This window comes from Nocardioides campestrisoli (genome assembly GCF_013624435.2).
GTDB classification, from domain to species: domain Bacteria; phylum Actinomycetota; class Actinomycetes; order Propionibacteriales; family Nocardioidaceae; genus Nocardioides; species Nocardioides campestrisoli.
The window spans coordinates 166,705-192,944 of the sequence record NZ_CP061768.1; the positions used below are offsets into that span (position 1 = coordinate 166,705).

At 68.9% G+C, this 26,240-nt stretch carries 33 protein-coding genes; 16 read left to right on the forward strand and 17 right to left on the reverse strand.

Annotated features, from left to right (window positions below; all coding sequences use genetic code 11):
- The first annotated feature begins 57 nt into the window (after window positions 1-57).
- Window positions 58-762, forward strand: a complete 705-nt coding sequence (locus H8838_RS00825) for a 4a-hydroxytetrahydrobiopterin dehydratase (RefSeq protein WP_185995452.1) — start codon at window positions 58-60, stop codon at window positions 760-762.
- A gap of 22 nt (window positions 763-784) precedes the next feature.
- Here H8838_RS00825 and H8838_RS00830 read toward each other — a convergent pair whose 3' ends face one another.
- The 3 genes from H8838_RS00830 to H8838_RS00840 are packed head-to-tail and all read right to left on the reverse strand — an operon-like array spanning window position 785 to window position 2,895.
- Window positions 785-1,291 (reverse strand): alpha/beta fold hydrolase, encoded by a 507-nt coding sequence (locus H8838_RS00830; protein WP_185995451.1) that lies wholly within the window; start codon window positions 1,289-1,291, stop codon window positions 785-787.
- 31 nt (window positions 1,292-1,322) lie between these two features.
- On the reverse strand, window positions 1,323-1,943 hold the full coding sequence (locus tag H8838_RS00835; protein WP_185995450.1) for a M23 family metallopeptidase: 621 nt from the start codon (window positions 1,941-1,943) through the stop codon (window positions 1,323-1,325).
- Window positions 1,936-2,895 carry a coiled-coil domain-containing protein gene (locus H8838_RS00840; RefSeq protein ID WP_185995449.1) on the reverse strand — a complete coding sequence of 320 codons (960 nt, stop codon included), beginning with the start codon at window positions 2,893-2,895 and terminating at the stop codon, window positions 1,936-1,938. The genes H8838_RS00835 and H8838_RS00840 overlap by 8 nt, the downstream gene beginning before the upstream one ends.
- Window positions 2,896-3,039: 144 nt before the next feature.
- Between H8838_RS00840 and H8838_RS00845 the strand changes: the two genes are divergently transcribed.
- The 4 genes from H8838_RS00845 to H8838_RS00860 all read left to right on the forward strand — a co-directional run bounded on the left by H8838_RS00845 (window position 3,040) and on the right by H8838_RS00860 (window position 5,409).
- On the forward strand, window positions 3,040-3,201 hold the full coding sequence (locus H8838_RS00845; protein WP_185995448.1) for a hypothetical protein: 162 nt from the start codon (window positions 3,040-3,042) through the stop codon (window positions 3,199-3,201).
- 125 nt (window positions 3,202-3,326) lie between these two features.
- A complete protein-coding gene (locus tag H8838_RS00850; RefSeq protein WP_185995447.1) occupies window positions 3,327-3,878 on the forward strand; it encodes a hypothetical protein in 552 nt (183 codons plus the stop codon).
- Between the two features lie 10 nt (window positions 3,879-3,888).
- Window positions 3,889-4,461 (forward strand): hypothetical protein, encoded by a 573-nt coding sequence (locus H8838_RS00855; RefSeq protein ID WP_181309964.1) that lies wholly within the window; start codon window positions 3,889-3,891, stop codon window positions 4,459-4,461.
- 30 nt (window positions 4,462-4,491) lie between these two features.
- Window positions 4,492-5,409, forward strand: a complete 918-nt coding sequence (locus H8838_RS00860) for a GNAT family N-acetyltransferase (RefSeq protein WP_185995446.1) — start codon at window positions 4,492-4,494, stop codon at window positions 5,407-5,409.
- Between the two features lie 113 nt (window positions 5,410-5,522).
- Here the strand turns inward: H8838_RS00860 and H8838_RS00865 are convergent, their stop codons facing one another.
- On the reverse strand, window positions 5,523-5,798 hold the full coding sequence (locus H8838_RS00865) for a Fe-S cluster assembly protein HesB (RefSeq protein ID WP_181309962.1): 276 nt from the start codon (window positions 5,796-5,798) through the stop codon (window positions 5,523-5,525).
- Window positions 5,799-5,997: 199 nt separating this feature from the next.
- Between H8838_RS00865 and H8838_RS00870 the strand changes: the two genes are divergently transcribed.
- Window positions 5,998-6,945 carry a class II glutamine amidotransferase gene (locus H8838_RS00870; RefSeq protein ID WP_185995445.1) on the forward strand — a complete coding sequence of 316 codons (948 nt, stop codon included), beginning with the start codon at window positions 5,998-6,000 and terminating at the stop codon, window positions 6,943-6,945.
- A gap of 19 nt (window positions 6,946-6,964) precedes the next feature.
- Here the strand turns inward: H8838_RS00870 and H8838_RS00875 are convergent, their stop codons facing one another.
- Window positions 6,965-7,252: a DUF1330 domain-containing protein gene (locus tag H8838_RS00875; protein WP_185995444.1), complete on the reverse strand. Its 288-nt coding sequence runs from the start codon at window positions 7,250-7,252 to the stop codon at window positions 6,965-6,967.
- A gap of 4 nt (window positions 7,253-7,256) precedes the next feature.
- Window positions 7,257-7,925, reverse strand: a complete 669-nt coding sequence (locus tag H8838_RS00880; protein WP_224766302.1) for a hypothetical protein — start codon at window positions 7,923-7,925, stop codon at window positions 7,257-7,259.
- 38 nt (window positions 7,926-7,963) lie between these two features.
- Between H8838_RS00880 and H8838_RS00885 the strand changes: the two genes are divergently transcribed.
- Window positions 7,964-8,152: a hypothetical protein gene (locus H8838_RS00885; RefSeq protein ID WP_185995442.1), complete on the forward strand. Its 189-nt coding sequence runs from the start codon at window positions 7,964-7,966 to the stop codon at window positions 8,150-8,152.
- A gap of 119 nt (window positions 8,153-8,271) precedes the next feature.
- On the opposite strand, the gene H8838_RS00890 is transcribed toward H8838_RS00885, so the two are convergent.
- Window positions 8,272-9,279 carry an SGNH/GDSL hydrolase family protein gene (locus tag H8838_RS00890; RefSeq protein WP_185995441.1) on the reverse strand — a complete coding sequence of 336 codons (1,008 nt, stop codon included), beginning with the start codon at window positions 9,277-9,279 and terminating at the stop codon, window positions 8,272-8,274.
- Between the two features lie 190 nt (window positions 9,280-9,469).
- Between H8838_RS00890 and H8838_RS00895 the strand changes: the two genes are divergently transcribed.
- Window positions 9,470-9,907 (forward strand): hypothetical protein, encoded by a 438-nt coding sequence (locus tag H8838_RS00895; RefSeq protein ID WP_185995440.1) that lies wholly within the window; start codon window positions 9,470-9,472, stop codon window positions 9,905-9,907.
- 125 nt (window positions 9,908-10,032) lie between these two features.
- Window positions 10,033-10,452: an SRPBCC family protein gene (locus H8838_RS00900; protein WP_224766303.1), complete on the forward strand. Its 420-nt coding sequence runs from the start codon at window positions 10,033-10,035 to the stop codon at window positions 10,450-10,452.
- A gap of 43 nt (window positions 10,453-10,495) precedes the next feature.
- Here H8838_RS00900 and H8838_RS00905 read toward each other — a convergent pair whose 3' ends face one another.
- Window positions 10,496-10,873, reverse strand: coding sequence for a winged helix-turn-helix transcriptional regulator (locus H8838_RS00905; RefSeq protein ID WP_181309956.1), 378 nt, complete (start codon window positions 10,871-10,873; stop codon window positions 10,496-10,498).
- Window positions 10,874-10,974: 101 nt separating this feature from the next.
- On the opposite strand from H8838_RS00905, the gene H8838_RS00910 reads away from it, so the two are divergent.
- Complete coding sequence (locus H8838_RS00910) at window positions 10,975-11,340, forward strand: DoxX family protein (RefSeq protein WP_185995439.1); 366 nt, start codon at window positions 10,975-10,977, stop codon at window positions 11,338-11,340.
- A gap of 122 nt (window positions 11,341-11,462) precedes the next feature.
- On the forward strand, window positions 11,463-12,008 hold the full coding sequence (locus tag H8838_RS00915; RefSeq protein WP_185995438.1) for a hypothetical protein: 546 nt from the start codon (window positions 11,463-11,465) through the stop codon (window positions 12,006-12,008).
- A 38-nt stretch (window positions 12,009-12,046) separates the two neighbouring features.
- On the opposite strand, the gene H8838_RS00920 is transcribed toward H8838_RS00915, so the two are convergent.
- Complete coding sequence (locus H8838_RS00920) at window positions 12,047-12,535, reverse strand: GNAT family N-acetyltransferase (protein ID WP_185995606.1); 489 nt, start codon at window positions 12,533-12,535, stop codon at window positions 12,047-12,049.
- 45 nt (window positions 12,536-12,580) lie between these two features.
- The gene (locus H8838_RS00925; protein ID WP_224766304.1) at window positions 12,581-13,159 is read right to left on the reverse strand and encodes a DUF7255 family protein; all 579 of its coding nucleotides are present in this window, start codon (window positions 13,157-13,159) and stop codon (window positions 12,581-12,583) included.
- Window positions 13,160-13,293: 134 nt separating this feature from the next.
- Between H8838_RS00925 and H8838_RS00930 the strand changes: the two genes are divergently transcribed.
- Window positions 13,294-14,121: a nuclease-related domain-containing protein gene (locus H8838_RS00930; protein WP_224766305.1), complete on the forward strand. Its 828-nt coding sequence runs from the start codon at window positions 13,294-13,296 to the stop codon at window positions 14,119-14,121.
- Between the two features lie 37 nt (window positions 14,122-14,158).
- The gene (locus H8838_RS00935) at window positions 14,159-14,938 is read left to right on the forward strand and encodes a hypothetical protein (protein WP_185995437.1); all 780 of its coding nucleotides are present in this window, start codon (window positions 14,159-14,161) and stop codon (window positions 14,936-14,938) included.
- Window positions 14,939-14,962: 24 nt separating this feature from the next.
- Here the strand turns inward: H8838_RS00935 and H8838_RS00940 are convergent, their stop codons facing one another.
- Both H8838_RS00940 and H8838_RS00945 read right to left on the reverse strand, forming a co-directional pair.
- The gene (locus H8838_RS00940; RefSeq protein ID WP_185995436.1) at window positions 14,963-15,595 is read right to left on the reverse strand and encodes a DUF6308 family protein; all 633 of its coding nucleotides are present in this window, start codon (window positions 15,593-15,595) and stop codon (window positions 14,963-14,965) included.
- Between the two features lie 86 nt (window positions 15,596-15,681).
- On the reverse strand, window positions 15,682-16,458 hold the full coding sequence (locus tag H8838_RS00945) for a DnaB-like helicase C-terminal domain-containing protein (RefSeq protein ID WP_185995435.1): 777 nt from the start codon (window positions 16,456-16,458) through the stop codon (window positions 15,682-15,684).
- 445 nt (window positions 16,459-16,903) lie between these two features.
- Between H8838_RS00945 and H8838_RS00950 the strand changes: the two genes are divergently transcribed.
- A complete protein-coding gene (locus H8838_RS00950; protein WP_185995434.1) occupies window positions 16,904-17,410 on the forward strand; it encodes a hypothetical protein in 507 nt (168 codons plus the stop codon).
- Window positions 17,325-19,625, forward strand: coding sequence for an NACHT domain-containing protein (locus H8838_RS00955; protein ID WP_185995433.1), 2,301 nt, complete (start codon window positions 17,325-17,327; stop codon window positions 19,623-19,625). Before H8838_RS00950 ends, H8838_RS00955 begins: the two co-directional genes overlap by 86 nt.
- A 246-nt stretch (window positions 19,626-19,871) precedes the next feature.
- Here H8838_RS00955 and H8838_RS00960 read toward each other — a convergent pair whose 3' ends face one another.
- The 5 genes from H8838_RS00960 to H8838_RS00980 form a co-directional block, all read right to left on the reverse strand.
- On the reverse strand, window positions 19,872-20,423 hold the full coding sequence (locus tag H8838_RS00960) for a hypothetical protein (RefSeq protein ID WP_185995432.1): 552 nt from the start codon (window positions 20,421-20,423) through the stop codon (window positions 19,872-19,874).
- 40 nt (window positions 20,424-20,463) lie between these two features.
- Entirely contained in the window at window positions 20,464-22,920 is a 2,457-nt protein-coding gene (locus H8838_RS00965) for an excinuclease ABC subunit UvrA (protein ID WP_185995431.1), read from the reverse strand.
- 63 nt (window positions 22,921-22,983) lie between these two features.
- Entirely contained in the window at window positions 22,984-24,000 is a 1,017-nt protein-coding gene (locus H8838_RS00970; protein ID WP_185995430.1) for an NAD-dependent epimerase/dehydratase family protein, read from the reverse strand.
- Window positions 24,001-24,057: 57 nt separating this feature from the next.
- Complete coding sequence (locus H8838_RS00975; RefSeq protein WP_181309948.1) at window positions 24,058-24,264, reverse strand: hypothetical protein; 207 nt, start codon at window positions 24,262-24,264, stop codon at window positions 24,058-24,060.
- Between the two features lie 71 nt (window positions 24,265-24,335).
- Window positions 24,336-24,881 (reverse strand): DUF1697 domain-containing protein, encoded by a 546-nt coding sequence (locus H8838_RS00980; protein WP_185995429.1) that lies wholly within the window; start codon window positions 24,879-24,881, stop codon window positions 24,336-24,338.
- A gap of 126 nt (window positions 24,882-25,007) precedes the next feature.
- Here H8838_RS00980 and H8838_RS00985 point away from each other — a divergent pair, with 126 nt between their 5' ends.
- Window positions 25,008-26,234, forward strand: coding sequence for a sulfite oxidase (locus H8838_RS00985; protein ID WP_185995428.1), 1,227 nt, complete (start codon window positions 25,008-25,010; stop codon window positions 26,232-26,234).
- The last annotated feature ends 6 nt before the right edge of the window (window positions 26,235-26,240 follow it).

A 26,240-nucleotide genomic window follows, 5' to 3' on the forward strand; every position in this document is an offset into this window, starting at 1 on the left:
GATCCCGGCGTCGCGACGCGGGCGTGTCGCGGCGGAACGGGTCTATGGTCGCTGGGCATGGACATGCTGCGGGGCGAGCAGATCGCCGAGGCCGACCTGACCGAGTGGTGCAAGCTGGCCCAGGGGCTGCATGCGCGCTACCTCGTGGACGACTTCGCCTCCGGCGCGCGGTTCGTCGCCGCGGTGGGCGAGGCGGGCGACGCCGTCGGCCACCACCCGCGGGTGTCGATGGGTCCCGGGTACGTCGACCTCACGCTGGTCAGCGACGACGCGATCTACCGCGACGACGACGGCAACGAGCACGTCGTGGAGTGGGTGACCCAGCGCGACGTGGACCTCGCGCGCCGGATCGCCGAGGTCGCCGCCGACCACCGGCTGGACGCCGACCCGGACTCGGTCTGCGTCATCGAGCTCGGCCTCGACACGGGACGGTCGGCGACCATCGCCCCGGTGTGGGCCGCGCTGCTGACCGGGCGTGCCGACTCCCAGGGCCGCGGCACGCCGAGCGACGAGGTCCGCGACGCCACGGGCCGGGTGCCGAACCTGTGGTTCGGGGAGGACGAACCCGAGGGGACGGCGCAGCGGTTCCACCTCGAGGTGTACGTGGCGCCGGAGGAGGCGGAACGGCGGATCGCCGCGGCCGTCGCGGCGGGCGGGACCGTGGTCGACGACAGCGACGCGCCCTCGCTCACGGTGATCGCCGACCAGGACGGCAACCGGGGAGTGCTCTGCGTGGCCGCCCCTGCGAAGGCCGAGGGCTGACCGGGCTGACCGGGCAGCCGGGTCAGCCGGGACGTCGCAGGTCGTCGGCGAGGTGGGCGAGCCGGCCCTCGAACTGGTGCCCGCCCTCGTCGTGGGGGACGATGCGGGCCGAGGGGAGCCGGGCGGCGTGGAGCCGCAGGTGGTCGAACGGCACCTCCTCGTCGTCGCGACAGTGGTGGATCGACAGGGCCGTCGCCGGCTCCGGACCCCGGTGCGCGTAGTCGGGGACGTCCCACCCGTCCGGGGACCAGTCGGGCATGGCCAGCAGCACCGCCCGGGGCGGAGCCCAGTCCGCCTCGGAGAGGACCCACTGCAGGATGGTGGCCCCGAAGGAGTGGCCCACGGCGACGTCATCCGGGCCCAGTGTCCGGAGATGCCGCCGGATCGGGGCCGCCCACCCCTCGACGCTCATGTCCTCCTCGGGCAGGCGCGGCATCTCCACCGGCACGCCCAGACTGGTGTGCAGACCCTCGGCCATGGGTTGGTCGTCGAGGAACCCACCCGCGCCGTGGATGAAGAGCAGCCGCATCGTTCCACCGTAGGAGCCGAGGCCCTCGGTGTCAGCCCTCCGGATCGACGATCTCCCCGTTGCGCGGTAGCCCGCCCGCGAAGGTCAGCGGCACCGCTGCGGCACGTCGTACGTCGGGGTGGTCGATCGCCTGGAGGTGGACGTGCGGCTCGGTGCTGTTGCCCGAGTTGCCGCACCGCCCGAGCGCCTCGCCGACCGCCACCTGCTGACCGGGAGTCACGAGGACGCTGCCCCGCTGCAGGTGACAGATCGCGACCACGGGGCCCTCGGGCAGCTCGATCAGCACGTGGTTGCCGGCCAGGCCCTCCCAGCCTGCGGCGACACGGCGGCGCTGGGTGAGCGCGTAGCGGACCGAGGGCAGACCGCGGAAGGCGTCGTGGTCCGGCGCCTGGTCGTGCACGGCGACGACGGTCCCCGACGCGGGCGCGAGGAGGGGGCGGCCGAACCCCGGGAACCGGTCCGCGGGCTCCGGGCGCAGCAGCGTCCCCACACGGACGGGCGCCGTCCTGCCCGTCGCGTCGACCGGTACGAAGTCGATCGCGTACGACGTCGCGAACAGCGTGGTGCCGTGGCTCGGCACCCGGTTGGCGGGGCTGTTCTGGGTCAGCCACCGGCCCTGGAAGGGGTACGCCAGGTCGACCGGCTCAGGCATCCGAAGCCCGTCCGGAGGAGAGCAGCGCGTCCCTGTCGTCGGCGAGCCCCTCCAGGCTGCTCAGCACCCCGACGCGACGCACCGCGAGGTCGCGGCCGACGGTGTCCACGGCGGCGCGGAGGTGGTTCACCCGCGCGGACGCCGCCCTGATCCGCTCCAGCACCGCCCAGTCGCTGAAGATGTTGTCGAACCAGACGTCGAAGGCCCGGGCCAGCTCGGTGACGCCGACGTCTCCCACGGAGGCGACCTGAACGTCGGCGAGCTCGGTGGCCAGGTGGCGCAGCGCCGCGTCCGCGTGCCGCATGAGGTGGCCCGCGCGGTTCAGGCGGTCGTGCTTGGCCATGTCGGCGAAGAACCCGCCGCCCAGGAACGTGTCGTAGGTCGCCCAGTCGCTGGCGCTGCCGAGGTGTCGGGCCGCCTCGCCCAGGGCCTCTCGCGCGGCACCGGCGGCCGCCAGCGCCTCGTCCAGCTGGACGAGCTCGGCGTCCAGCGCCCCGGCCCGGGACGCCATCTCGGTCAGCCGGGCGTGGGTGGTCGCCGAGGCGGGGTCCGCGGCGATCTCCCGCTCCCGCTGCGCCAGCAGCTCGGTGCGCCGTTCCTCCAGGTCGGCGAAGGCGCCGAGGCGTCGCACCAGGTCGTCGACCTCGGCCTGGGCGGACTCCCGGCGCGCGTCGGCGTCGGCGGTCGCGTACTGCGCCGCCTGTACCTCGGCCTGCTCCCGTGACAGGTCGACGTCGCGGGTGCCACGCAGGCCCGCGAGGATCCGGGTCAGGGACAGCGACTCCAGCCTGGCGACGTCGACGGTCTCGTCGACCAGCGCGGCCAGTGCCTCGTCGTGCCGGCGTACGGCGTCGGCCAGGTGGCGGTTCGCCGCCGCCAGCCGCTCCTGCAGCCCGTCCCGCTCGGCCTCGAGCCGCGCCAGCTCGGCCAGTCCCTCCCATGCCCCCGTCATGGCGCCGAGGCTAGCGGGCGCCGACCTGCGGCGCAGGTGGTGACATGGATCACATCCCGCATGCGCGTCCCGGCGCGGGGTACACACGCGGCACGTTCTCAAGCAGCGGGCACGATCCGATCCCCATTCTCAGGGAGTCAGCCCATGCCTGTGCGTATCTACCCCCGGTCGTTGACCGACTTCCTCGTCCTGGCCACGACCTCGACCGGACGGCTCCTCACCGGCAGGCGTCGCGACCGGCAGGCGTCCGCGGCGGCGACGACCCTGGCGGGAGACGGCGGGGTCAGCCCCGTGCGCATCGCCTAGTCACCTCACGTCACCTCGGCGTACGCCCCGTGGAACACCGGCACAGAAGGGGCCGCTCGCGTGGTTGGGTAGCGCCCGGGACGGGTAGGAGGCGCCCGGACACCACACGGACGAGGGGGAGATTCATGAGTCGGACCAGGAGTCGCGCGCTGGCGTTGACGACCGCACCGTTGGCCCTGGGGATGGCGGTGGCGCTCGTCGCCGCCCCGGCCCAGGCGTCCTCGACGAGCAAGAAGGACCCGGCGGGAGACCACGTCTACGGCTCCGCCAACCTCGACCTCGCCAAGGTCTCGATGCGGACCAAGGGCAAGCAGAAGCTCGAGATCACGTTCGGGCTGCACAACGACGTGACCGCCGACGACCTGGTCTTCCCCAGCGGCGTGGGCGTCGACTTCACGACCGGGAAGAAGACCACGCGGTCCGTCAAGGTGTACTCCCGCGACGGCGTGCTCCAGAGCGACGTCTGCACCTACGACTCCCGCGAGGACCTGCCGACGCCGAAGAAGTGCAGCACGCTGTCGCTCACGCAGGTCGACGGGAAGACCTTCCGGGTCGAGGTGAAGCGCAAGCAGCTCAAGAAGGGCGTGAAGGTGCTGAAGTGGCGGGCCTCCGCGCTGGCCGCCTCGGCCTTCGACCCGCTCGGGTCGGCCAAGAAGCCCTACAGCTGGAAGCTCTGAGGTGGCCGCGATGACCCGGAACCGACGTGCCATGAGGTTGCTCGGGGCGCCGCTGGCCCTCGCGACGAGCCTGGGGATGGCGGTGGCGCTCACTGCCGGCCCGGCTCAGGCGTCCTCCACGAGCAAGAGCGACCCGGCCGGGGACCACGAGATGAGCTCGAGCGCCAACCTCGACCTCGCCAAGGTCTCGATGAAGACCAAGGGCAAGCAGAAGATCCAGATCACGTTCGGGCTGCACAACGACGTCACCGCCGACGAGCTCGTCTTCCCCGGCGGACTGGGCGTCGACTTCCAGATCGCGAAGAAGTCCGTGCGAGCCGTGCACCTCTTCTCCCGAGACGGCGTGCTCGAGAGCAACATCTGCACCTACGACACCCGCAAGGAGCAGTTCCCGCCGCCGACGAAGTGCCGCACGCTGCCGTTCACCCAGGTCGACGGGAAGACCTTCCGCGTGGAGCTCAAGCGCAAGCACGTCAAGAAGGGTGCCAAGGTGCTGAAGTGGAAGGCGTCCGCGTTCGCCTTCACCTCGGGGGCCGTCGACCCGCTCGGCTCGGCCACGAAGCCCTTCACCTGGCGGCTGTGAGCCCGCCCATGACTGAGGTTGGATCAGGCTATGACCGTGGTGATGACCACGCCGAGCGTGCGCGACCTGGATCGCCTCGCCGGGGTCCTGAGCAGCTGGCAGGTCGACGCAGGCCCGCTGCATCTGCACCCCGGTGATCTCGGCTGGCACTCCTCGCGAGGCGCTGTCCAGACGGCCGCGTCGCTGAGGGTCTGGTCGCGTGCCGGGAGGATCCTCGCGATCGGACTCCTGGACGGCCCGGACGGGTTGCTGCGCATGGCGCTCGACCCGCACCTGCGGGACGAGGACGCGCTCTGCCGACAGCTCGCCGCCGACGTCACCGACCCTGTGCGTGGAGTCCTGGAGGAGGGTGACGCAGTCGTCGAGGCACGAGGCGCCGAGCGGTTCTCACAGCTGCTGTCCGAGGAGGGGTGGCAGCCCGACGAGCCGTGGACGCCGCTGCACCGCGACGTGTCCGGCGGAGTCGACGACGAGCGCGTGCGTGGCGCCGGGGTACGCATCGAGATCATCGACGCGAGCCGCGTCGATCCCTGGGTGAGCGTCCACTGGTCGGCGTTCAAGGGCACGCCGTTCGGCGACGAGGAACGGCGCGCGCTCCGCGAGAGGTGGCTGACCATGGCCGGCGGGCCGTTCTACCACCGGGCGCGGAGCCTGGCCGCGTTCGACTCCGACGACCACGCGGTGGCGGTCACGACGGTGTGGTTGGCCGGTCCGGGGCGCCCCGGGCTCGTGGAGCCGATGGGGGTGCACCGAGACCACCGGGGCCGCGGCTACGGCGCGGCCATCTCGGTCGCCGCCGCGGCCGCCCTCCGCGAGATGGGCTCCTCCAGCGTCGCCGTGTGCGCCGAGAGCTCCAACGCAGCGGCTGTGGCTACGTACGTCGCAGCCGGTTTCACCGCGCGCGAGCCGGTGGTCGACCTTCGGCGTGCATGCCAGGGTCGGGGATGAGGGTCTGAGGTGCGGCTGGTGCTGGAGGCACCCCGCTGACTTCCTCGCGGACCGGCCAGACATGACAGGAGTCCTGGGCCCACACGGGACCCAGGACTCCTTCGGTGCTGGTGTCAGACCTGCTGGCCGAGCGCGAACTGGATGTTGCCCTCCTCGTCCACGCCTCCGTCCAGGACCTTGTCGTCCAGGATCTCGGCCGCCGGCGCGTCCACGTAGACGGTGGCGCCGTTCTGCACGATGGTCTGGTCGGACTGCTCGGCGTGGTCCGCGGGGCTGACGGACAGGGACTGCCCGTCCGGCTCGACCGCGATCCGAAGAGCAGAGAACTCCGGCACGTCCTCTACGAGCTTGTTGACGATGTCGGTCACGTTGTCGGTGAGAGCAAGCATGGCTCTCCTTCCGAAATGGAGGTTGTGTCCCCTTCACCATTGCTCTGATGTGTGGCCCGGACAAACCGCGTGGTCGATATGCGCGCCTGGGGCAGCCTGGCGGTGGCTGTCCCAGAGGGCTACTCCGGCCGTCGACGGGTACTCGTAGGTCGACCTCGCCCGCCCTGAGCGGGCCGCCTCACCTCAGTGAAGGAAACCTATGTGCCGAGTCCTCGCCTACATCGGGTCGGAAGTACCGCTGGAGAACCTGCTGCTCAAGCCTGAGAACAGCCTGATCAACCAGTCGCTCGACCCGGAGCGGCACCCGCAGCTCCAGCTGGCCGGCTGGGGGTTCGGAGCCTGGGGCGAGAACCTGCTCAAGCCCGACGAGCCATTCCTCTACCACCGCCCGATGGCTGCGTTCTACGACGACAACGTCGCCGGGATCGTCCCGAGCCTCCAGGTCAGCACGATGCTCGCCCACGTGCGCGCCGCGGACTACAACGCGAAGACCGTGCTGGCGGACGAGAACTGCCACCCGTTCTCCTACCCGGGGACGCCGTGGATCGTCGCGCAGAACGGTGACGTGCCGAACTGGCAGCTGTTGCAACGGGAGCTGCTCAAGCACTGCAAGGACGAGTACCTGAAGCAGATGAAGGGCAACACGGACACGGAGTTCCTCTACGTGCTCTTCCTGTCCCTGCTCGAGAGCGACAGCGACGAGGACGTGAAGCGCGCGGTCGAGGAGCTGATGAGGCTCCTCGTGCAGGCGATGAAGGACCTCGATCTGCCCGCCCTGACCAAGCTGAAGATGGCACTGGTCGCCCCGAACCGGATCATCGGCGTCAACGTCGGCACCGGGCACCAGGGCGAGACCGAGCCGGAGGGTGACTGGCGCGAGCTGCGCAAGGCCGAGCCGGGCACCGACGACTTCGCGCTCGCCATGCTCCTGGAGCCGATGTACATGCTGATGGGGAAGAACTTCCACAACGACTCGACGTACGGCTTCGAGGACTGCCACGTCGAGGACGCGACGTCCGTCATCTTCGCCTCCGAGCCGCTCAGCGAGGACGTCGAGGACTGGTCGACGCTGGAGTTCGGCGAGATCGTGTTCCTGGAGAAGGACGGCGAGAGCATCACCCGGACCGTCGACCGCTTGAAGGTGTAGCCGGGCGAGGGACGCGCAGCTACAGGCCGGGGACGACCCGCATGTCGCGCACCGCACCGCCGTCGAGGGCGGCCAGCGCCTCCTGGTAGCCGTCGCTGTCATGGGCGGCGACGGCTGCCTCGACCGAGTCGAACTGGATGAGCACCACCCGGGTCTGCTCGCCGGCCTCGTAGACCTGGGCGGGCTCGGCCGCGGCGACGAAGGTGCCGCCGGCGGCCAGCAGCGCCGGGCGCGCGATCTTGGAGTACGCCTTCACCTTCGCCTCGTCGGTGATCTCCTGATAGGTGCTGATCCAGTAGGCAGTCATGGGCTCATCCTGTCGGACGCCTGGGCGGGAGCGGACCGACCTGGATCTCCGCGCCGTAGGACCACCCCGGGAGGACCGGCAGGAACTCCCCGCTCCAGAAGGTGCCCGGGTCGAACCACGTCGGCTTCCAGCCGTCCTCGACGATCCCCATCTCCTGGAGGGTCAGCGCCACGGCCTCCGCGCAGAACGCCGCCTCAGGGCGAGCGCGCTGCCCGCGCTTGCGGCGCGACTGGTGGGGGTCGCGCCCTGCCAGCCACCGGGCCGCGAGGCGCGCGGTGCTGGGGAACGAGACCCCGTCCAGGCGGGCGATCGCGCGCAGGGCGCCGTCCTCCTGCTCCCTGCCCGCCTCCGGGATGAGCTGGCGCATCCACGCCGCCTGCCCGTAGGTCTCGCGCCACCGGGTCACCGCGTCGCCGAGGTCGTGGAGCTGGACGCCCCGGTGCGCGTCGCCCGACCAGTGGTCGACGAGCGCCTTGCCCATCTCGGCGTGCCACAGCAGCGGTGGCAGGTCGTCGATGACCACGGCCATGCCGACGTGGTTGACGGGGGCGTTGGTGAGGGTCCGGATGGCGCGGTCGGCAGGGGTGTGGCCGCGGAAGAGCCACAGGTCGCCGGTGCGGGCCAGGCCGGCGGCCTCCTCGAGGGAGATGCCCTCGGCGCGCGTGTCACTCACCTGAGGCATCGTGCCGCATGGCGGCTAGGGTCGCCCGTATGCGCGCGGCGACGTGGTGGAAGGTTCTCGGGCTGGCCGGCATGGCCGGCGTGGTCGCGACGGGCGTCGTGGTCACCCGCGGAGAGCGGAAGCGGCAGGCGTACACGCCCGAGCAGGTCCGCGACCGCCTGCACGAGCGGTACGCCGAGATCGAGCAGGAGAAGCCCGCCGCCGGCGGCCGCACCTAGACTCGCCGCCCAGGGAGCTCACCCTGCGCGAGGTCACCGCGGACCGGCCGGTGGGAGGACGACGAGCAGGTGTGGGAGCTGTGCTCCCTCCTGAGCCTCGTCGGCCTCCCGAGCCGCCGTCAGCGCCTGGCCAGGAACTCGTCCAGGTCGACCCCTGCCTTGCGGGCCGCCTTGCGCATCGCCGGTGTGGTCAGGTCGGGGACGACGAACTCCTTGGGCTCGATGCTGCGGTCAGCCTCGGCGTACTGCCGCTGGGTCTGGGCCAGCGACTCGGCCTGGGTGGCGGCGGTGGCGAGCAGGGTGGCGTCGGCGGTCACCGTCGCTCCGGTGAGCAGCCCGCTGACCGCCGGCGTGTAGCCGCTGGAGTGGCCGGCGACGTTGGGGTGAAAGCTCTCGCCGACCGGGACGGAGAGGTTGGTGAGCCACGCCGGGCTGTCGCAGACGGCGTGCCCGATGAACCGGCTGGTCGGGTTGGCGAACGAGAAGCCACGCGCCGCTGCAGCGGCGGCGAGCCGTGCGTTGAGCTGGTCGGCGGTCTGGTTGAGCCGGGTCTGCTCGGCCGGCGAGAACCAGGTGAGGGCGCTGCAGTCCTCGCCCATGAAGATCCGCGGATAGCCGACGACCACCACCTTGGCATTGGGTGCCTTGCTCCGGATGCTGGCGTAGAGGGTGCCCAGCGCGCCGGGCAGCGTGTTGGCGATGTAGGCCTGGGCGGTGTTGATCTTGCCGTCGCAGTTGCTCGCCCAGCCCGGGAGCGCGCACTCGGTGATCACGTCGGCGAAGCCTGCGTCGTTGCCGCCGACCGAGATGGAGACGTAGTTGGTGGCGGCGCTCAGGGCGCTGAGCTGGGTGTTGGTGACGTCGGGGATCTTCGCGCCCCCGCAGGCCCGGAAGTTCAGCGCGTAGCCGCGGGCGGTGGCGATCAGCGACGGGAACGCCGCCGTCGAGCGCTTGCACGAGGTGCCGTCGTCGATGTAGCTGCGGGTGCCGGTGCCCGAGGAGTAGGAGTCCCCCAGGGCGACGTACGACGGTGGCGCTGCCTGCGCGACTGGCGCGGTGAGCAGGCCAGCCGTCAGCACGGTGGCGGCGATGCCAGCGAGGTGGGCGAGTGCGCGATTCAGGGCCATGTGGGTTCCTTCGAGATAGCCCCCGTACTGTGACGTGGATCACACTAAGACGGCGTGAGGTGTCACAGCAAGGGATCTCGGCGCGCAGGACCCAGGATCCGGCGGGGCCGTCGGCAGAACTAGGCCGACGTCACCACCGAGGCCCATGCCGGCGGGGTCGGTGCGGCGGGCGGTGTGCCAGAGTCGCATCATGACCTCTTGGCGCGACACAGCATCCGCGGCAGCTCAGAAAGACCTCGACGGTCTCCTCAACCTCGTGCTGCCGCAGGCCCAGGAGCTCCTCGGCAAGAACGGGCGGTTCTACCCCTTCGGCGCCTCGGTCTCGACCGACGGGGAGGCGTCGCTCACCGCGTCCGACGAGGGATTGGGAGAACACCCGCAGCCGGAACAGGTCCTGGCCGGCGTGTACGACGGAGCACGTGCGAGGGCGCGGGAGAACCGGGCATTCGCGTTCGTCTCCGACGTCCTCATCGACGGAGGCGACGCAGTCCAGGTCGAGCTCGAGCATCGTGACGGCATCGCCATCGTCGTGTGGGTGCCCTACAAGCCCGCGACGCGCAACAGGGTGCCGACCTTCAGGGACATGAGCGTCACGCCGGGTGAGCCGCGGGTCTGGACCGACAGCTAGGGCACACAGGCACACTTCGGCTGCACAGGTCTGGACGAAACTGCGCGATCACTTCATGAGCCAAGGGGGCGGCGTGCAGCACAGGGTCATCGAGCACCAGGTCGACGTGCCGGCTGAGCCCGCACGTGTCTGGGAACGAGTCGTCCACCCCCGACGGCATCAACCACGAGATGCGCCCCTGGATGACGATGACGATGCCGCGCCGAGTGGCCGGGTTGACCATCGAGACGATCCCGCTGGGACGACCGGTAGGCCGCGCCTGGCTGCGGCTCTTCGGCCTCCTCCCGTTCGACTTCGACCACCTCACCCTGGTCGAGGTCGAGCCCGGCGTGCGGTTCCGGGAGCGGTCAAGCATGCTGAGCATGCGGCGCTGGGAGCACGAACGCACCCTGACCCCCGTCGCAGGCGGGACGCGGGTGCATGACCGCGTGACCCTGCAGCCTCGGCTGCCGCTTCCCGGTCTCGCTGCTCTGCTCGCGTGGGTGGTCGACGCGTTCTTCAGGCACCGGCAGCGTCGGTTGCGGCGGTACTTCGCCGAGAACTGACGCCGTCCTTGTGGCCTGACCTCAGGTTGCGTGGGCCGGCGACCTATTCGCTGCGCGCGTCGTAGGCAGATTGGTTCTGCTCGATCTCCGGATTGTGGTCAACCGCCCACTCGGCGAGTGCCACTGCGGGCTCGATCAGGGTCCGGCCGGTCGCGGTCAGTTCGTACTCGACGCGCGGCGGGACCTCGGCATAGACCGTCCGGGACACCAGGCCGTCGCGCTCCAGGTTGCGCACCGTCCGGGTCAGCATCCGCTGCGAGATGCCGGGGATCCGAGTCTGCAGCTCGGAGAACCGCAGCGGTGGTCCGTCCAAGGTCGCCACGACCAGCAGGGTCCACTTGTCGCCGATCCGGTCGAGGATCCCGCGGATCGCGCGACCACCGTCGCCGCGGATCAGGCATGACTTCTCGTACTTCGACACGGACTTCCCTGTTCGTCACTGACACCGATGTGCCTTTTGTAAGCCTCGATCAGGTTACCCATGATGGGGTCCGTTACTGACGATAACCAAGGAGCCCCGTCATGCAGATCGCCTACTGGATCATCGCCGCCCTGCTCGCTGCGTTCTATGCCTACGCCGGGGCACTCAAGATCCTTCGTAGTCAGGAGCAGCTGCAGCCCATGATGGCTTGGGCCGGGACCGACGTGCCGATGCCGGTGGTGAGGTTCATCGGCATCGTTGAGGTGCTCGGCGCCCTCGGTCTCGTGCTGCCTCCACTGACTGGTGTGGCGGTGGAGCTTGCCGTGGCGGCCGCTCTCGGGTTGACCGTCCTCCAGGTGATGGCGATGGGCGTGCACCTGCGCCGCGGAGAGCAGCGAGAGTCGGGGATGAACGTGGCGCTGATCGTCCTCGCCGCAGCCGCGACTTGGCTGGCAACCTCGCTCTGACATCGTTCAGGCTGGCGGGTTCGGGGTCGGCGTGCCAGTGTCTGCGGATGCGCCGAGCCACCCCACAGGAGACCCCTCGTCCCAGGCGGCAACGCGGAGCGCAGCGGCTGTGGGACCCGCGGGTGTGGGGCACGACCATCGGAGCTGCCGGCGGCACCGTCTTCGTGATGGTCAACCGCGGCGAGCTGGGCGACCCGTGGACGACCGTCGCGGCCCTCGTCTGGCTGGTGGTCTTCGCCGCCTACCTGTGGTTCGTGCTCGTCGCCCCGCGATGGTTCGAGGCGCCTGCTCCGATCGGGAGGTACGCCGGGCTGGTCTACGTGGGCAGTGTCGTCGGGATGCTGCTCCTGATCCGCCTCGGCAGTGCGCTCCTGGACCAGGCTGGTCGCGACGAGCTGCGGCCCGCCCTCATCGTGGTGGCGGTGGGGTTGCACTTCCTGCCCTTCGCGACGGCCTTCGCCACGCCCATGTTCACGAGGCTGGGGGCTGTCATGGCGGGGATCGGCGCGGTCGGCCTCGGTGCCGGCTGGGTGTACGCCGACGCTGCGGCGTCGGCGTCGGCGGCGGTGGTCGCCGGGATCGTGATGATCGCGGTCATCACGGCGGACGCGTTCGGCTCGGCGGAGCGCGACGAGGTGGAGGAAGGCTTGACGCGGCCGGGACGCTGAGGCGGCCTGCATCGATCCGACGGCGTAGCCGCCGCTGATCAGCTGGCGCCCGGCCTCGCGGAAAGGTCGTGGCGATAGATCACGGCGTCGCTCCACGGCGTCACGTCGGGGCGCAAGAAGGTGAAGGAGAGCCGCTCGGCCAGCCGGATGCTCGCGTGGTTGTCCGGGTGGATGACCGCCGTGAGGTACGGCGCCGGGTGTACGTCTGATGCCCACGCGAGCCAGGCTTGGGCAGCCTCCTGGGCCAGTCCACGACCTTGGCTGCGCCGGGCCAGGACCCAGCCGAGCTCGAGCTCGTCCCACTCCGGCCACGGATGCAGCCCTACTCGTCCGATCTGCTCGCCGGATGACTTGTCGACCAGGATCGACTGTCCATAGCCATGAGAACGCCACACGGCCGCGAACTTCTGCGCATGCCTCGCTGCGCTCTCGGCGGTGAGCCGATCTCCTCCGATGAAGCGCGCAACCTCTCGGTCCGCGTACAGGTCTGCCAGGAACGCGGCGTCGTCCGAGGTGCAGGCGCGCAGGACGAGGCGGCGGGTCTCGAAGACTCTGGGGGCATGGACGGCGGCTCAGACACCGCACGCAACCCGCAGCCTTGAGCGCACCGCTTCGTAGGCAGCGCTTCCGTCGCGGTCTGGTGCGGCCGCGCGGATGAGGGTGTGACCCATCGCTGGGTTGACCAGATCGCGGAGAGCGTCGTGATAGGCGCGCTGTCTCTGACGACCTCCAGAACCGAATCCGATGGCCGCCTTCGCCTGGCGGTACCGGTCCGAGCGCGGGACCCACCGCTCGCAGAGCTCCCGGTACTCGTCCAGGTCGTAGCCGAGCACCGTGGCAGGAGGGTAGAGCGCCAGGGTCGTCAGTCGGTACGAGGTGAAGTGCTGGCTCTCGTCCACCTCGATGAAGACTCCGGTCGGGAGATGGACGAAGTCGCCCGGCAGCGCGGTCAGACGCTTACCTGCTTGCTCGACATCGATCCCGCCGAGTGCCGAGAAGATCTCCTCCATTACGGGGACCGCGGCGGACGCCCCGACAGGCAGACCGAGATGGCCTCGTTGGTTGAGCCACGGCACCTTGGCGCGGGTGAGCTCGATGCCGTCCTCCGCGGCGGCCGCGCAGAACGCGAGCTCGCAATCCCCCCTGGCCATGCCTGGCACCGTAGCGGCGAATCGGTGCTCAGCCAGAGGATCCGCAAAGTGCTCCCTCACCCGCCTTGCCGTTCGGATCGTCCTTCTCACGTGAACCCAGGTCGCGGGCTGTCTTTCGCAGCTACCGTCGCGGGGTGAGCGAGCAGGCGGTGCCGGACGAGAAGACGATGCGCCTGCGGTACGAAGGGGTGTGCAGCGTTTGTGCCGTCGCGCTCCCTGCCAAGGCGACGGCTGTGTACGACCGTTCCACCAAGAGGGTGCGGTGCCTCACCCACGACGAGGCCCCGGTACCCGAACCCGTGCTGGACTCACCGATCGATCCGGGCACTCCGGGGGCCTCGGCCCGCCGGGAGTTCGAGCGCCGTGCGCAACGGCGTGAGCAGCGCATCCGTGAGAAGCACCCACGCATCGGCGGCTTGTTGCACGCCCTGTCCGACGAGCCCCAGTCGACGACTGCTTGGAGCACCGGGGCGTCCGGTGAGGAGCGGTGTGGCCAGCGGCTGAACGCGCTGGCCACCGACCGGCTGCGTGTCCTGCACGATCGTCGGATCCCGGGAAGCCGCGCCAACATCGACCACCTCGCCGTCACCCCGACGGGCGTGTTCGTCATCGACGCCAAGAAGTACGCCGGACGTCCGCAGCTCAAGGTCGAGGGTGGACTGCTGCGGCCTCGAGTGGGGAAGCTCCTCGTCGGCCGGCGCGACTGCACGAAGGTGGTCGACGGCGTGCTCAAGCAGATGGACGTCGTGAGGGACGCGCTCGGAGGCGACGCCCCGGTGCGAGGGGCACTCTGCTTCGTGGCAGCCGACTGGCCGCTGATCGGAGGCTCCTTCACCATCCGCGAGATGCACGTGCTGTGGCCGAAGAAGCTCGTCCCGCTGCTCCAGGCGGAGGGTCCGCTCGATGTGGAGGCGATCGACGGGACGTACCGGTTGTTGGCGTCGAAACTTCCACCTGCCTGACTCGATCTTGGGTCGCGCGGAGTCCCACCCGGATAGCGTGAGCGCAGTGGCACCCGCGAATGCAGTGAGCATCCTGAAAGAGGACCTCTTGTCCACTGTCCGTGTCCTGTGTTTGTTCCTTATGGGGCTACTCCTCGCCCCGCTCCCCCCGGCGTCGAGCTCGACCGCGACTGGTCGAACCACGAGCTCGATCGCCGTCACCGTGGCTAATGGCACCGTCAAGATCGACGGAAGCGCATGTAGGCCGATCAGGTACTCCGTGGCCCCCGGTCTCCTCCCGGACGGCGGTTCGTACGACGTGAGAGCGACGCTGCGGAACAAGCAGGGCAGAAGGTTCGGAACGGACCGGTCATGGCTGGAGGAGGGCGCCTCCTACCGGGGGAGCATCGCCCCGCGGTGCGGCCGGAAGCTCGCGTCCGGCACCTACACAATCTCGGTCAAGGTGGTCGTCAACGACTATTACCTGTCGCCTGTGGAGACGCGCTCGGGCGCGACGTCCGTTCGATTGAAGGTGACTTTCCCGGCCACGACAGCGCTGGTGGTGCAGAAGTCGCCCTATGGCCCACGAGGCTGGCAATGGACCGGTCGCCTGACCAGCGGTGGCAAGCCGGTGTCAGGTCAGCGGATCGAGTTGTGGTGGGACCTCCCCGGATGGGCCGACTACGACGTCCCCAAGCGGACGAACCACAAGGGGATCGCTCATTGGGTGTCGAACCCCAACGGTGCCCTGGGAGGTATCAACTTTCGGCTGAGGTTCAGAGGGGCCAAGGGGTATGCCCCGTCGGACTCGGCCATCTTTAACGTGTCCCCCCGCTGACGAGGAAGTCCTCCCAGCGAGAAGTCAGGCTGAGTCTGCGCCGTACTTCCCTTCCATCCAGGTGACGACGTCGAAGACGCGCAGCGCTGAAATGGATTCGTGGAGGCCCGCCTCTTTGCGGAGGTGCAGCAGACGCTCATGCAACTCAGGGTGTGCGTTGAGAAGCGCTCGGAGCGGTTCCCAGAGCGTCTCCGAGCCGACGACTCTGGCGACGACGGTGTCGTAGATGGGCCGGAGACGCGGGCGCTTGCGTGCCAGCAACTTGCTGGCCGTCGTGGCCCCTACGCCAGGCAGGTCCATCAACTCACTCCAGAGGAGCCATCCCGCCCAGTCATCACTCCACGCTTCGCCTTCGTCGACCAGGTCGCGGTCGTCGCCGAGAGCTTCCAGTAGATCGGTGAACCGCTGCGCGTCGGTGTCGAGCAGCTTGATCGCTGCTTCTGCCGGCACGTTCACCGACAAGAACGTGACCGCGACGAGATCGTCGGCGGTAAAGCGGTTTCGGTCCTCCCACCGGGTGCCGGTGCTGTCCCAGGTGTCGAAGCGCGCGCCGGTGAACGGACTGGTCGGGGTGCTCGGGTCCGGACCGTAGTAGCGCCCAAGAGCCGCAAGGGCTGGCCCATTGTCAAGACTCTGGAGGAGGTGAGGAAGTCGCATGAATCGACTTTGGCACCGTGCGGTGGGCGCCGTCCCAAGAACTGGCGATTCGCCGCGGTTGCCCCTCGCGAGTACGCAAGGGATCCTCAGGGTTGCGGGTCCACGAAGCGCGAAAAGTGAGCTTGGTGCACGACCGGAACGGTGCGCGTGTGACCCCGGCGGTTGTAGTGCACCTGAAGTTCGGCGTCCCCGGGCGCTGCCCGGCTATTCGACAATCCGCGATGACGGACCTCGAGCACCACGTCCGACACGCGCCCCCAGGCGGGGTCGATGTCGGCCTCAGACGATGAATCAGTCAGTACAAGATGCCGAGGTAGGGAGAGGAGGACGAACAAACCCGCGTCCGACCACCGCTTGGCTGCGGTGGGCGTCACTCCACCCACCAAGTCCGCGTCGTCTATGACAAGCGCAGTCGGGGTCGTCGGAGCCCGAAACGGGTGTACCTCAGGCACGTAGGTGTCCTCGCCCTCGGCGAACAGGCTCAGTGCCATAGCGGCAACCCTCTCCTTTGCCCAAGCGAGCGACTCCGCGTGCGAGCTGTTCGTGCTGTGCGCAGCGAGCTGTCCGAGTGGGAGGTGACCAGTGAGGGAGAGCAGCCGGGCCGCGATCGCGGCCGGCGCCTCGCTGGGGGTGACCAGATGGACGTGCTGCCGTTCTTCGAGAGCGATGGCCGCGGCCCATTGGGCCATGAGGGTCGTCCGCCCCTGGCCGGGCGTCCCGACCACGATCCAGACACGGCCAGGCGCCATCCCTCCGGTAAGCCCATCCAAGGCGGGAACCCCCGAGGGGGCCAGGGGCACGGTTGCATCGTTGGTGTCGTAGACACGGAGTAGACGTTCGGCGGTCAGCACAACCAGCAGCATGCTCGTAGCTACCGACACCGCTGGCTGCCAGGTTCTTGTGGTTCTGACGAGAGCAGCATTCGCGGCGGAGCGATGCACGTCCCACGGACCCACCGAAGCCACGGACGACGGGCTGGAGCATTTGCGTGGATCAGCACTCGGGTTCCGCAACCGGACCAGCTGAATCGCCAGTAGCCTGCTTGGGGCCGGCGGGTTGCGACCCCGACTCCTACACTCTCATTGCGATGAGCCTGATAACGGGTCAGCGCAAACGCGGGCTACAAGGCTCGCCGCGACTGCCAGCAGCGCGGCTCTTCTGGATGGAGTATTCGTGGACCCCTTCACACTCGGGATGCTGACATCGTCACTGGGCGATCTAGTCGCGCGTGCGATTTCGCGAACTTGGCACGTCTTAACCGAGGACCCTCAACTAGTCGCACTGCCTATGCCCAACTCTGCTTTCGCCGTGGACTTTCTTGATGAAGTAATCCTGACCGAGGCGCAATTCCGAAAGATCACACAGGTTCTGAATCACCCAAACATTCTCATGCTGGTGGAGGCTGCTTGCTATATACGCGCACTCTATCCACCTGAGGACCAAACGGGACAATTTGCGGACCTCAACAAATCCTTTGTTGACGTCTTCTCCTCGGCGATCGACAACGAGTCAATCTTCGCATATCAAATCGAACCCTTGTGGACCGCCCTAATTAAACGTATTGATGAACTCCTGCCTGAAGAATCTTCAGGCGTTCTTTCCTCAGAGGAACGCAACCAACTTCTTGAGCGAAAAGTCGCCTTCCCGATTTCCGGGGGCCCTGCAAGCCATCCCAGATGGCTACGTCGGTATTTAGAAGTTGCCACCGACATCGCGCTTCTCTCCCGGGTTGCCGAACGATCTCAGGAGATACGAAGCCAAGCTGTCGGGCGCTTCGGAAATATGGATCTCTCATCACTCCCTGGAGTCTCATGACGACAAAACACTCGGAGATCTCTATATCCAGCGGGACCTGCAAACCCTTGAAGGCGAAAATGTCCCAACACGCAGCGCGATTGGTTTTGGTCGCAGAGTACGCGCAGTGGTCACAGGGCACCCAGGCGACGGCAAAAGCACATTGACCCAACACATCATGACTATGATCGCTGACGAAAGCGAATCGCAAGCCCCGCTCTTGATTCGCGTCCGTGAACTCAGTGCTGAGAACCTAATCTTAGATGAACTGGTCACCGCCGTGCAGCGACTGTATCAAGATACTTTGGTCGACCGCAGCGATGTTGAAACACTGCTGCTGCTGGGTAGGGCATATGTGATTTTCGACGGACTTGACGAAGCGCTCGAAAAGTCTAAGAGAATCAAAGTGGTAGCACAAATTCAAAGTTTCTCGAGACAGTATCCACTTAGCGCAATTCTGGTCACTTGCCGTGAAGTGGGATACGAAGATGCGCCCCTTGATCGAACATTTAGCCGGTTCAGGCTTCGCCCCTTCACGCTTGCCCAAACGCGAGAATATGCCGAAAAGTGGTTCTCCGGCGAGGAGGGGGGATTAGAGCGCGTTGAGCCGTTTATGAAGGAAGTTGCGGCATCCCCTGAGCTCGCAGAAAACCCACTGATGCTCTCGCTCCTGTGTGCGCTCTATAAGAATCGTGGCCATATTCCACGAAATCGCCGGTCCGTATATTCCGATTGCGCCGACCTCCTGTTTCGCCGCTGGGACTCAATGCGTGACATCGACCAGCCGGCGGATCACATTAATCACGGCCAAGATATTATGGAAGAGATCGCAATGTTCTTCTTCCGGAGCGAAAGCGTTCAAGTGGGTATAGAGGAGCGTCAACTGCGGGACGTGATTGCCGGGTACCTACGGGACAGCGCCGGGGTTCTCCAAGGATATTCACGCCAGCGGGCGAGCGCATTCCTTGAGTTCTGCGCGGATCGCGCGTGGTTACTCGGGGTGGATGGAACCCGTCACGGAGAGCGGGTCTTCGTTTTCACGCACCGCACCTTCATGGAGTACTTCGCAGCCGAAGGAACTGTGCGAACGATCTCGGATACTGCGCGAGTTGCGGACATCATCTACGGGACGTACCGGAAGAACCCAGGATCCGTCCTTCCGGAACTTATCGTCAGTGCGGCCGAAGCAGGCCAGCGTGATCGAGTTCGTGACATTATCAACGCGCTGAAGGACAAGGAACGAACCGTTGGCACCTTGCTGCCGCTTCGTTTGCGAATTGCCGGAGTTCTGAACTTGCGCCCACGACATCTTGACGAAATGATCGAAGAGGCGTTCTCGACCCTTTCAGGCGATTGGAACGCAAACGCAACAACAATCTCGAGTCACCTGTTTGCGCTGCCGCGCAACCCTAGGGAGCGAGTTGGGGCGTATGCCCTTAATCCATCTGAGATCGGCAGACCTGAGGATGCAGGGCTGTCTCCCCGAAGAACGAACACCCTGCTGAGATCGTGGGCCGAGTTCTCGCTTGAAACAGGCGTGGTCCAGCGCGGCCATGAGTGGGAAGAACTGCTGAGTTCCTGCTGGAGTCAGGCGTTAGCGAATGGCGGTATTCAAGACGAATGGACTCGCTTCTACGGGAAGCACTACTTGGGTATCACTGAACTTGACTCGGCTCTTGACAAAAAGTGGTTTGCTTCTGCAGTAGGGGGCGCTCCGCGGCCTGCCGGGAAGGCTATTCTTGCTGCTGGAGTTCTTGAGGGGGCTATCCCGCCAAGCCTGAATGAAGTGCACCTGGAGATGGATGGTAGCGAAAAGCCGCACTTTTCTTACGGTGAATCTAAGAAGCTCTATGAGATGCTGACAGCGGTGCTGGCTGAGGCGAATCGGGTGCCCCCGGACGACTGCCCGGAGTCGCGCAGGTTCGCGCTCATCTGCGCAATGGTCACCTGGGAACTCACCGGGCGCCTGGGATGGGTCCTGGAGGAACTTGAGCCCCTGCTCGGATTCAAGATTGCGTCGCTGGTATCCCACCGTGAGGAGAACCGAATAGCCGACGCCGAACTAGACCTGCTAGAGGCCGAGCTAGAGTGGGAGCGGCTTAAATTGCCGCGCGCTTCGGCAGCCGAGAGGGCCGCGACGAAGCGTTCCGTGAACAGCCTCTTCCCACGCTGGGGGAAGAACTGGATGTCCGGGGGGGTCAGCTTGCTCGGAGACCAGTTCGCCAGCCGTAAATGACCACTTGCCTTGAGGGTAGACGTTATATCTGTGGGGACCGCACGGCAGGAAGCGCCCGAAGATCCCGAACGTGTGCGCCGAGTTCAGTGTCGAAAGCGTGACTTTGGCCGGCTTCCTGAGGGACGAGGGCTTCGGGCAAGGGTGAGCCACCTCATTTGCAGGTCTCGGCCGCCTCATAGTGATGGGGTTCGCGCCGGCATTCTGGGTGGAATGGGCTACTCGCCCGACTCTTCCGTGCCGGGCTGGTCAGCTAAAACAGTTGTTCGGCAGCACGCCCTCGAACCACCGACGCAACGGCCAAGCCCCAACGTCGGGGGCGTCGTCCACCGACGTCAGTTCCCAGGTGACCCAGCCGGGGAGCGAGAGAGACATGACCCTGCCGGAAGCGGGGTGGACGTGGGCAGCTCCCACGCGCCCGTCAGTGAGGTGATGCACGCTTACCTCGACGGTATCCTCCACCTCGCGCGACCAACCGATGACGTCGCCGAGTCGCCAGTCCTCGCCGGTGCGGCCCCACAGGTACAGGTGACGCGGATGCAGGAGGCGGTCGGTCCAGCCGAGCCAATCTGAGGGCCGCGGCGTGCTGTCGGCGTACCCGTTGGGCATCCGGACCCGTGTGCCTTCAGGGCCAGAGGTGACCACGCGGCCGTCAGCCGCCAAGCGCGACGCTCCGCGCCACCGCCAGTACTCCTCTGGCCAGTGGACGCCCGCCTCCACGCCGGCGCCGGACGCGTGCACGACGTCGTCCGAGGCGCTGAGCATCGGTCCGATGAGTGAACCAAGGTCGGGAAGATCCACGGTGGGCCGCCTCAGGGTAGGGGGAAGAGCTCAGATGAGATCACCTCGCGAACCGCGGCGCCAGGTACTTCGCCGTGACCCCCGCCCCGGCTTCCGCCACGGCGTACGGCGTCCCCGTCGCCACCACCTGCCCCCCGGCGTCCCCACCACCCGGCCCCATATCCACCACCCAGTCCGCCGACGCGATCGTGTCCAGGTCGTGCTCGACCAGCACCACGGTGTTACCCGCGTCCACCAGCCGGTGCAGCTGCCGGACCAGCAGCGCGGTGTCGGACGGGTGCAGGCCTGACGTCGGCTCGTCGAGCAGGTAGAGGGTGTGGCCGCGGTTCGCCCGCTGCAGCTCGGTGGCGAGCTTGATCCGCTGCGCCTCCCCGCCGCTGAGCTCGGTGGCCGGCTGCCCGAGCCGCAGGTAGCCGAGCCCCACCGACTGCAGCGCGGCGAGCCCGCGTGCGGCGGCGGGGACGTCGGCCAAGAACACAGCAGCCTCATCCACGGGCATCCCGAGCACGTCGGCGATGCTCCGGTCCCGGTAGGTCACCTCGAGCGTCTCGGGGTTGTAGCGCGCCCCGCCGCACTCCGGGCAGGGCGCATAGGTGCTGGGCAGGAAGACCAGCTCGACGGAGACGAACCCCTCGCCCTGGCACTTCTCGCACCGCCCCTCGGCGACGTTGAAGGAGAACCGGCCGGCGCCGTACCCCCGCTCCTTGGCCAGCGGCGTCGCCGCGAAGACCTTGCGCACCGCGTCGAAGAGCCCGGTGTACGTCGCCAGGTTCGACCGCGGCGTCCGGCCGATCGGCTTCTGGTCGACCACCACCAGCCGGTCGAAGGCGTCGACCCCACGGGCCTCCCGTACGTCGACCTCCCCGGTGAAGACCTCCTCCTCGTCGTCCCCGTCCGAGGCCAGCGCCAGCGGCGCCATCCCGAGGTGGCGGCGTACGACCTCGCCGAGCACCTGCACGGCCAGCGTCGACTTGCCCGAGCCCGACACCCCGGTGACCGCGGTCATCGCGCCGAGCGGCAGGTCGAGGGAGACGTCGCGCAGGTTGTGCCGGGAGACGCCGACCAGGTGCAGCCAGCCCGAGGGCTCCCGCGGCTCCCTCTCCAGCCGAGGCGCCCGCCCGAAGAGGTGCTCCGAGGTGGCCGACTCCGCCACCGACTCGAGCCCGGCGACCGGTCCGGAGTAGAGCACCTGACCGCCCTTCTCCCCGGCGCCCGGGCCGATGTCGACGACCCAGTCGGCACGGCGTACGACGTCCATGTCGTGCTCCACCACGAACAGCGTGTTGCCCGCGGCCTTGAGGTCATCGAGCAGCGCGAGCAGCGGCTCGGCGTCGGCTGGGTGCAGCCCCGCGGACGGCTCATCGAGCACGTAGACGACCCCGAAGAGCCCCGAGCGCAGCTGGGTGGCGATCCGCAGCCGCTGCCCCTCGCCCGGCGACAGCGTGGTCGAGCTGCGGCCCAGCGCCAGGTAGCCCAGCCCCAGCCCGAGCAGCACCTCGATCCGGGCGACCAGGTCGCCGCCCAGCCGGGTGGCGGCGTCGTCCTCGTGCCCGGCGGCCGCAGGGCGCAGCCGCTCCACCAGCTCGGTGAGCGGCAGCGCGTTCGCCTCCGCGATCGACATCCCGGCGAACGTCACCCGCAGCGCGTCGGGCCGGATCCCGCTGCCCGCGCAGTCGTGGCACGGCGTGCTGCGGACGAACCGCTGCATGTCGGCGCGCATCTTCTCGCTGCCCGACCCGGTGAGCACCTGGCGCACGTGCCGCCGGGCGCTGCGGAAGGTGCCCATGTAGTCGCGGCCCCCGCCGCCGTCCTTGTCCTGCGGGCGGATCAGCACCCGCGGCTGCTCGTCGGTGAAGAGCAGCCACTCCTGGTCACGACGACTCAGCTCGCGCCACGGCTTGTCGACGTCGATGCCGAGGTTCTTCACGATCCGCCGCAGGTTGTGCGCCTGCCAGGCGCCGGGCCACGCGGCGATCGCGCCCTCGCGGATGCTCAGCGAGTCATCCGGGACGAGCAGCTCCTCGGCGACGTCGTGCACCACCCCGAGGCCGGAGCAGGTCGGGCACGCCCCGGCCGCGGTGTTGGGGGAGAACGCCTCGGCGGCCAGGTGCTCCGCGTCGTCGGGGTAGTCGCCGGCGCGGGAGTAGAGGATGCGCAGCAGGTTGGACAGCGTGGTGATGGTGCCGACCGTGGACCGCGAGCTCGCCGCGCCGCGCCGCTGCTGGAGCGCCACCGCCGGCGGCAGCCCGGTGATCTCCTCCACGTGCGGGACGCCGACCTGCTGGAGCAGGCGTCTGGCATACGGCGCGACCGACTCGAAGTAGCGGCGCTGCGCCTCGGCGTACAAGGTGCCGAAGGCGAGCGACGACTTGCCGGACCCGGAGACGCCGGTGAAGGCGACGATCGCGTCGCGGGGCAGGTCGACGTCGACGTCGCGGAGGTTGTGCTCACGGGCGCCGCGGACGCGCACGCAGCCGTCAGGTTCAGGAGTAGCCATCGCGCACTCCCTACCCGAGCGCGGCGGCCCGCACACGGTGAGCCTCCTCCCAGCGGCGCCCGATCAGCGCGCGGCAGCGGCCAGCGCCGCCTCCACCTCCGGGGTCAGCCCCAGCGGCGGCCGGTCGGCCCGCGACGGGAGCCCGCCCTCGGTCCGCAGCCAGCGCCAGGTGTCGGCGACGGTCTCCTCGACCGGCCGGCAGGTGAGCCCGGCGGCGTACGCCGCGGCGACGTCGCCGTCGTGCAGCCCGGCCAGCTCCCCGGTGGGCGGCACCCAGATCGGCAGGTCGGCCCACCCGGTCGCCCCCGCCTTCGCGACGGCCTCGGGGGAGAGCCACGCCAGGTCGGCGACCGTCCGGTCCGGTCCGTCCGCGCCGATCGCCGTGCGGCAGGCCTCGAGCAGGCTGCCCATGGTGGCGTGACCGGGCCGGCTCACCGTGTTGAACGCCCCGGTCACCCCGCGGTCGGCGGCGTCGAGCATCCACCGCCCCAGGTCGCGCGCGTCGACGTACTGGAGGGGGCGCTCGGCCGGACCCGGCGCGGGCACCCGCCCGCCGCGCGCGATCCGGTCCAGCCACCAGGGCAGCCGGCCCACGTCCTCGTACGGGCCGAGGATGAGGCCGGCGCGGGCCAGCAGGCACCGGTCGCCGAAGCCGTCGAGCACCGCGAGCTCACCGCCCCGCTTGGCGGCCGCGTAGTCGGACTGGTCGGTGCTCGCCGGGTCGCTGTCGACCACCGGGGCGCTCTCGTCGAGGCCGACCGGGAGCGGCCACCGGTAGACCGAGCGGCTGGAGACGTAGCCGTAGTGGTCCACCCGACCCCTCAGCACCCGGACGGCGTCGCGGACTACCGCGGGCTCCGCGGACCAGGTGTCCACGACGGCGTCCCACTCGGCGTCGGCCTCGTCGAAGGCGGCGCCGAGCGAGCCGGGGACCCGGCGGTCGGCCTGGAGCGTCCGGGCCCCCTCGGGTGGCGCAGCGGTCCCGCGGTTGACCACGGTCACCTCGTCGCCGCGACGAAGCGCCTCCTCGACGAGAGCGCGTCCGACGAACCTCGTCCCACCCAGCACCAGGACCCTCATGTTCCGATCTTGGAGCAGGCCGGGGCCGGGCGCCAGAGGGATTCGCCCGCGGTCGTCCTACTCCTCGGTGGCGTCCTTGGTGCCCATCGGGATCGCGCCGAACGCCACGCCCAGGGCCACGCCGACGCCGAGGTACGCCCAGCTGTCGATCAGCAGGGAGAGCACGACCCCGGCCATCAGGCCGAACACCATCCCCATCGCCATCCGTTTGCTCCGGGCGTCGTCCTGCGGGCTGTCGGGCGGCTGGCTCTGCTCGTCACTCATGGCCGCGACGGTGGCACGGGTCACTTCCGCAGGCAAGGTTCTGGTCGGGATGCGCAGCAGGGCAGGCGCGGCTACGCCGGGGCGTCGAGCATGCCGTGCAGCGTCGTGGTCGTCCGCCAGTTGCGCAGCGTGAGCGAGCCGTAGACCGGCTTGCCGATGATCCGGGTCAGCCAGCTGCGCGAGGCGAGCGCGATCACCCGGCGGTGGTAGAACGCCAGGTCGCCGCAGACCACCTCGTCGACCTCGGGGTTGGCCACCAGGTGCGGCTCCACCTCGTCGCGGGTGGCGCCCAGGTAGAACCCCACGTCGTACCGGTAGGTCTCCGGGTCGTCGCCGAAGCCGGGCGGCGCCTGCGCGACCACCCGGCGGTAGGCGTCCTCGTCGAGCACCAGCACCCGGACCAGTGCGGAGTCGAGGGCGAACGCCGTCGGCAGGCTCTGCTCGATGTGCGCGGCCACCTGGGCCGCGGACCGGTCGGACTCCAGCAGCACGTTGCCGGACTGGATGTAGCTGCGCACGGCACCGAAGTGCTCGCCCAGGTGGTCGCGCAACGCCGGCATCGCCACCTTGTTGCGACCGCCGACGTTGATCCCGCGCAGGAGGACGACGTACTGCATGGGGCGAGTCTGCCGCTCGGCGACGGGACTGGGAAGGCGGACGCCCTTGCCAAGACATCGATTGTCTCTATTCTGTACTGAGTTACAGTACTTCAGGACGGGAGCAGGCACATGGAACGTGGCTTGATGCGTGAGGGTGAGTACGACGCCGAGCGCGCGGAGCGCACGGGACTGAGCCGCCGCCGTCTCCTGAGCTGGGCGGCGGTGGCTTCGGGGGGAGCGGCCGCCGCCCAGGTCGCCGGGGTGTTCGGCCCGTCGCCGGGCTGGGCGCACCCGGCGACCCCCACGGCGTCCCTGGCGCCGACACCCTCGCCCGTGCCCGGCATCGTCAAGCCGCTGCCGGCGACGCTGCTCACCCCGCGCGGCACCAACGCCGAGATGCGCTGGGAGTCGATGCGCGGCCAGGGCTACCTGACGCCGGCCGACCGGTTCTTCGTCCGCAACCACACCACCACCCCGGCCATCGACGTGGCCACCTGGCGGCTGCGGATCCACGGCACCGGCGTACGCCGCGAGGTCTCGCTCTCCTACGACGACCTGCTCCGGCTGCCCCGGGTCACCGCGACCCGGGCGGTCGAGTGCGCCGGCAACGCCCGCAACCTCTTCGGCAGCCAGCAGGGCACGCCCGCCGCCGGCACCACCTGGGGCCTGGGCGCGATCGGGGTGGCGACCTGGACGGGCGTCCGGCTCTCCGACGTGCTCGACCGGGCCGGGGTGACCCGCGCAGCCCTCGACGTGATGCCGGTCGGCCTGGACTCGATGGCGGTCCGCCGCCCGATCCCGGTGGAGAAGGCGCTGGCCGCCGACACCCTGCTGGTGATCGGGATGAACGGCCGCACCCTGCCGCCCGACCACGGCTACCCGGTGCGGCTGCTGGTGCCCGGCTGGGTCGGCGTCTCGCACGTCAAGTGGGTCGGCGAGATCGAGGTCTCCACCACGCCGCTGCTCTCCCAGTGGAACACCACCAGCTATCGCCTCTTCGGCCCCGACTACCCCGACACCCCGCTGGTCACCACGCAGGTGGTCAAGAGCGCGCTCGAGCTGCCGTTCCCCGCCACCCTGGGCCGCGGCGTCCAGCTGCTCACCGGGCGCTCCTGGTCGGGCCTGGGGCGGATCGCCCGGGTCGACGTCTCGGTCGACGACGGGCCCTGGCGCCCCGCGCACCTGTCGTGGCGCAACGACGAGAAGGCGTGGCGGCAGTGGTCGTTCCTGTGGCACGCCAAGCCGGGCGAGCACCGGATCCGGGTCCGCGCCCGCGACGACCGGGGCAACGTGCAGCCCGACGCGGTGCCGTTCAACGAGCAGGGCTACCTGTTCGGCGCGGTCGCCCAGCACCCGGTGACCGTCTTGTGAGTGACG

Coding starts and splice junctions, on each gene's coding strand:
- H8838_RS00825 (WP_185995452.1), top strand. CDS start 58: ATGGACATGCTGCGGGGCGAGCAGATCGCCGAGGCCGACCTGACCGAG.
- H8838_RS00830 (WP_185995451.1), bottom strand. CDS start 1,291: ATGCGGCTGCTCTTCATCCACGGCGCGGGTGGGTTCCTCGACGACCAA.
- H8838_RS00835 (WP_185995450.1), bottom strand. CDS start 1,943: ATGCCTGAGCCGGTCGACCTGGCGTACCCCTTCCAGGGCCGGTGGCTG.
- H8838_RS00840 (WP_185995449.1), bottom strand. CDS start 2,895: ATGACGGGGGCATGGGAGGGACTGGCCGAGCTGGCGCGGCTCGAGGCC.
- H8838_RS00845 (WP_185995448.1), top strand. CDS start 3,040: ATGCCTGTGCGTATCTACCCCCGGTCGTTGACCGACTTCCTCGTCCTG.
- H8838_RS00850 (WP_185995447.1), top strand. CDS start 3,327: ATGAGTCGGACCAGGAGTCGCGCGCTGGCGTTGACGACCGCACCGTTG.
- H8838_RS00855 (WP_181309964.1), top strand. CDS start 3,889: ATGACCCGGAACCGACGTGCCATGAGGTTGCTCGGGGCGCCGCTGGCC.
- H8838_RS00860 (WP_185995446.1), top strand. CDS start 4,492: ATGACCGTGGTGATGACCACGCCGAGCGTGCGCGACCTGGATCGCCTC.
- H8838_RS00865 (WP_181309962.1), bottom strand. CDS start 5,798: ATGCTTGCTCTCACCGACAACGTGACCGACATCGTCAACAAGCTCGTA.
- H8838_RS00870 (WP_185995445.1), top strand. CDS start 5,998: ATGTGCCGAGTCCTCGCCTACATCGGGTCGGAAGTACCGCTGGAGAAC.
- H8838_RS00875 (WP_185995444.1), bottom strand. CDS start 7,252: ATGACTGCCTACTGGATCAGCACCTATCAGGAGATCACCGACGAGGCG.
- H8838_RS00885 (WP_185995442.1), top strand. CDS start 7,964: ATGCGCGCGGCGACGTGGTGGAAGGTTCTCGGGCTGGCCGGCATGGCC.
- H8838_RS00890 (WP_185995441.1), bottom strand. CDS start 9,279: ATGGCCCTGAATCGCGCACTCGCCCACCTCGCTGGCATCGCCGCCACC.
- H8838_RS00895 (WP_185995440.1), top strand. CDS start 9,470: ATGACCTCTTGGCGCGACACAGCATCCGCGGCAGCTCAGAAAGACCTC.
- H8838_RS00910 (WP_185995439.1), top strand. CDS start 10,975: ATGCAGATCGCCTACTGGATCATCGCCGCCCTGCTCGCTGCGTTCTAT.
- H8838_RS00925 (WP_224766304.1), bottom strand. CDS start 13,159: ATGGCCAGGGGGGATTGCGAGCTCGCGTTCTGCGCGGCCGCCGCGGAG.
- H8838_RS00940 (WP_185995436.1), bottom strand. CDS start 15,595: ATGCGACTTCCTCACCTCCTCCAGAGTCTTGACAATGGGCCAGCCCTT.
- H8838_RS00945 (WP_185995435.1), bottom strand. CDS start 16,458: ATGCTGCTGGTTGTGCTGACCGCCGAACGTCTACTCCGTGTCTACGAC.
- H8838_RS00965 (WP_185995431.1), bottom strand. CDS start 22,920: ATGGCTACTCCTGAACCTGACGGCTGCGTGCGCGTCCGCGGCGCCCGT.
- H8838_RS00970 (WP_185995430.1), bottom strand. CDS start 24,000: ATGAGGGTCCTGGTGCTGGGTGGGACGAGGTTCGTCGGACGCGCTCTC.
- H8838_RS00975 (WP_181309948.1), bottom strand. CDS start 24,264: ATGAGTGACGAGCAGAGCCAGCCGCCCGACAGCCCGCAGGACGACGCC.
- H8838_RS00980 (WP_185995429.1), bottom strand. CDS start 24,881: ATGCAGTACGTCGTCCTCCTGCGCGGGATCAACGTCGGCGGTCGCAAC.
- H8838_RS00985 (WP_185995428.1), top strand. CDS start 25,008: ATGCGTGAGGGTGAGTACGACGCCGAGCGCGCGGAGCGCACGGGACTG.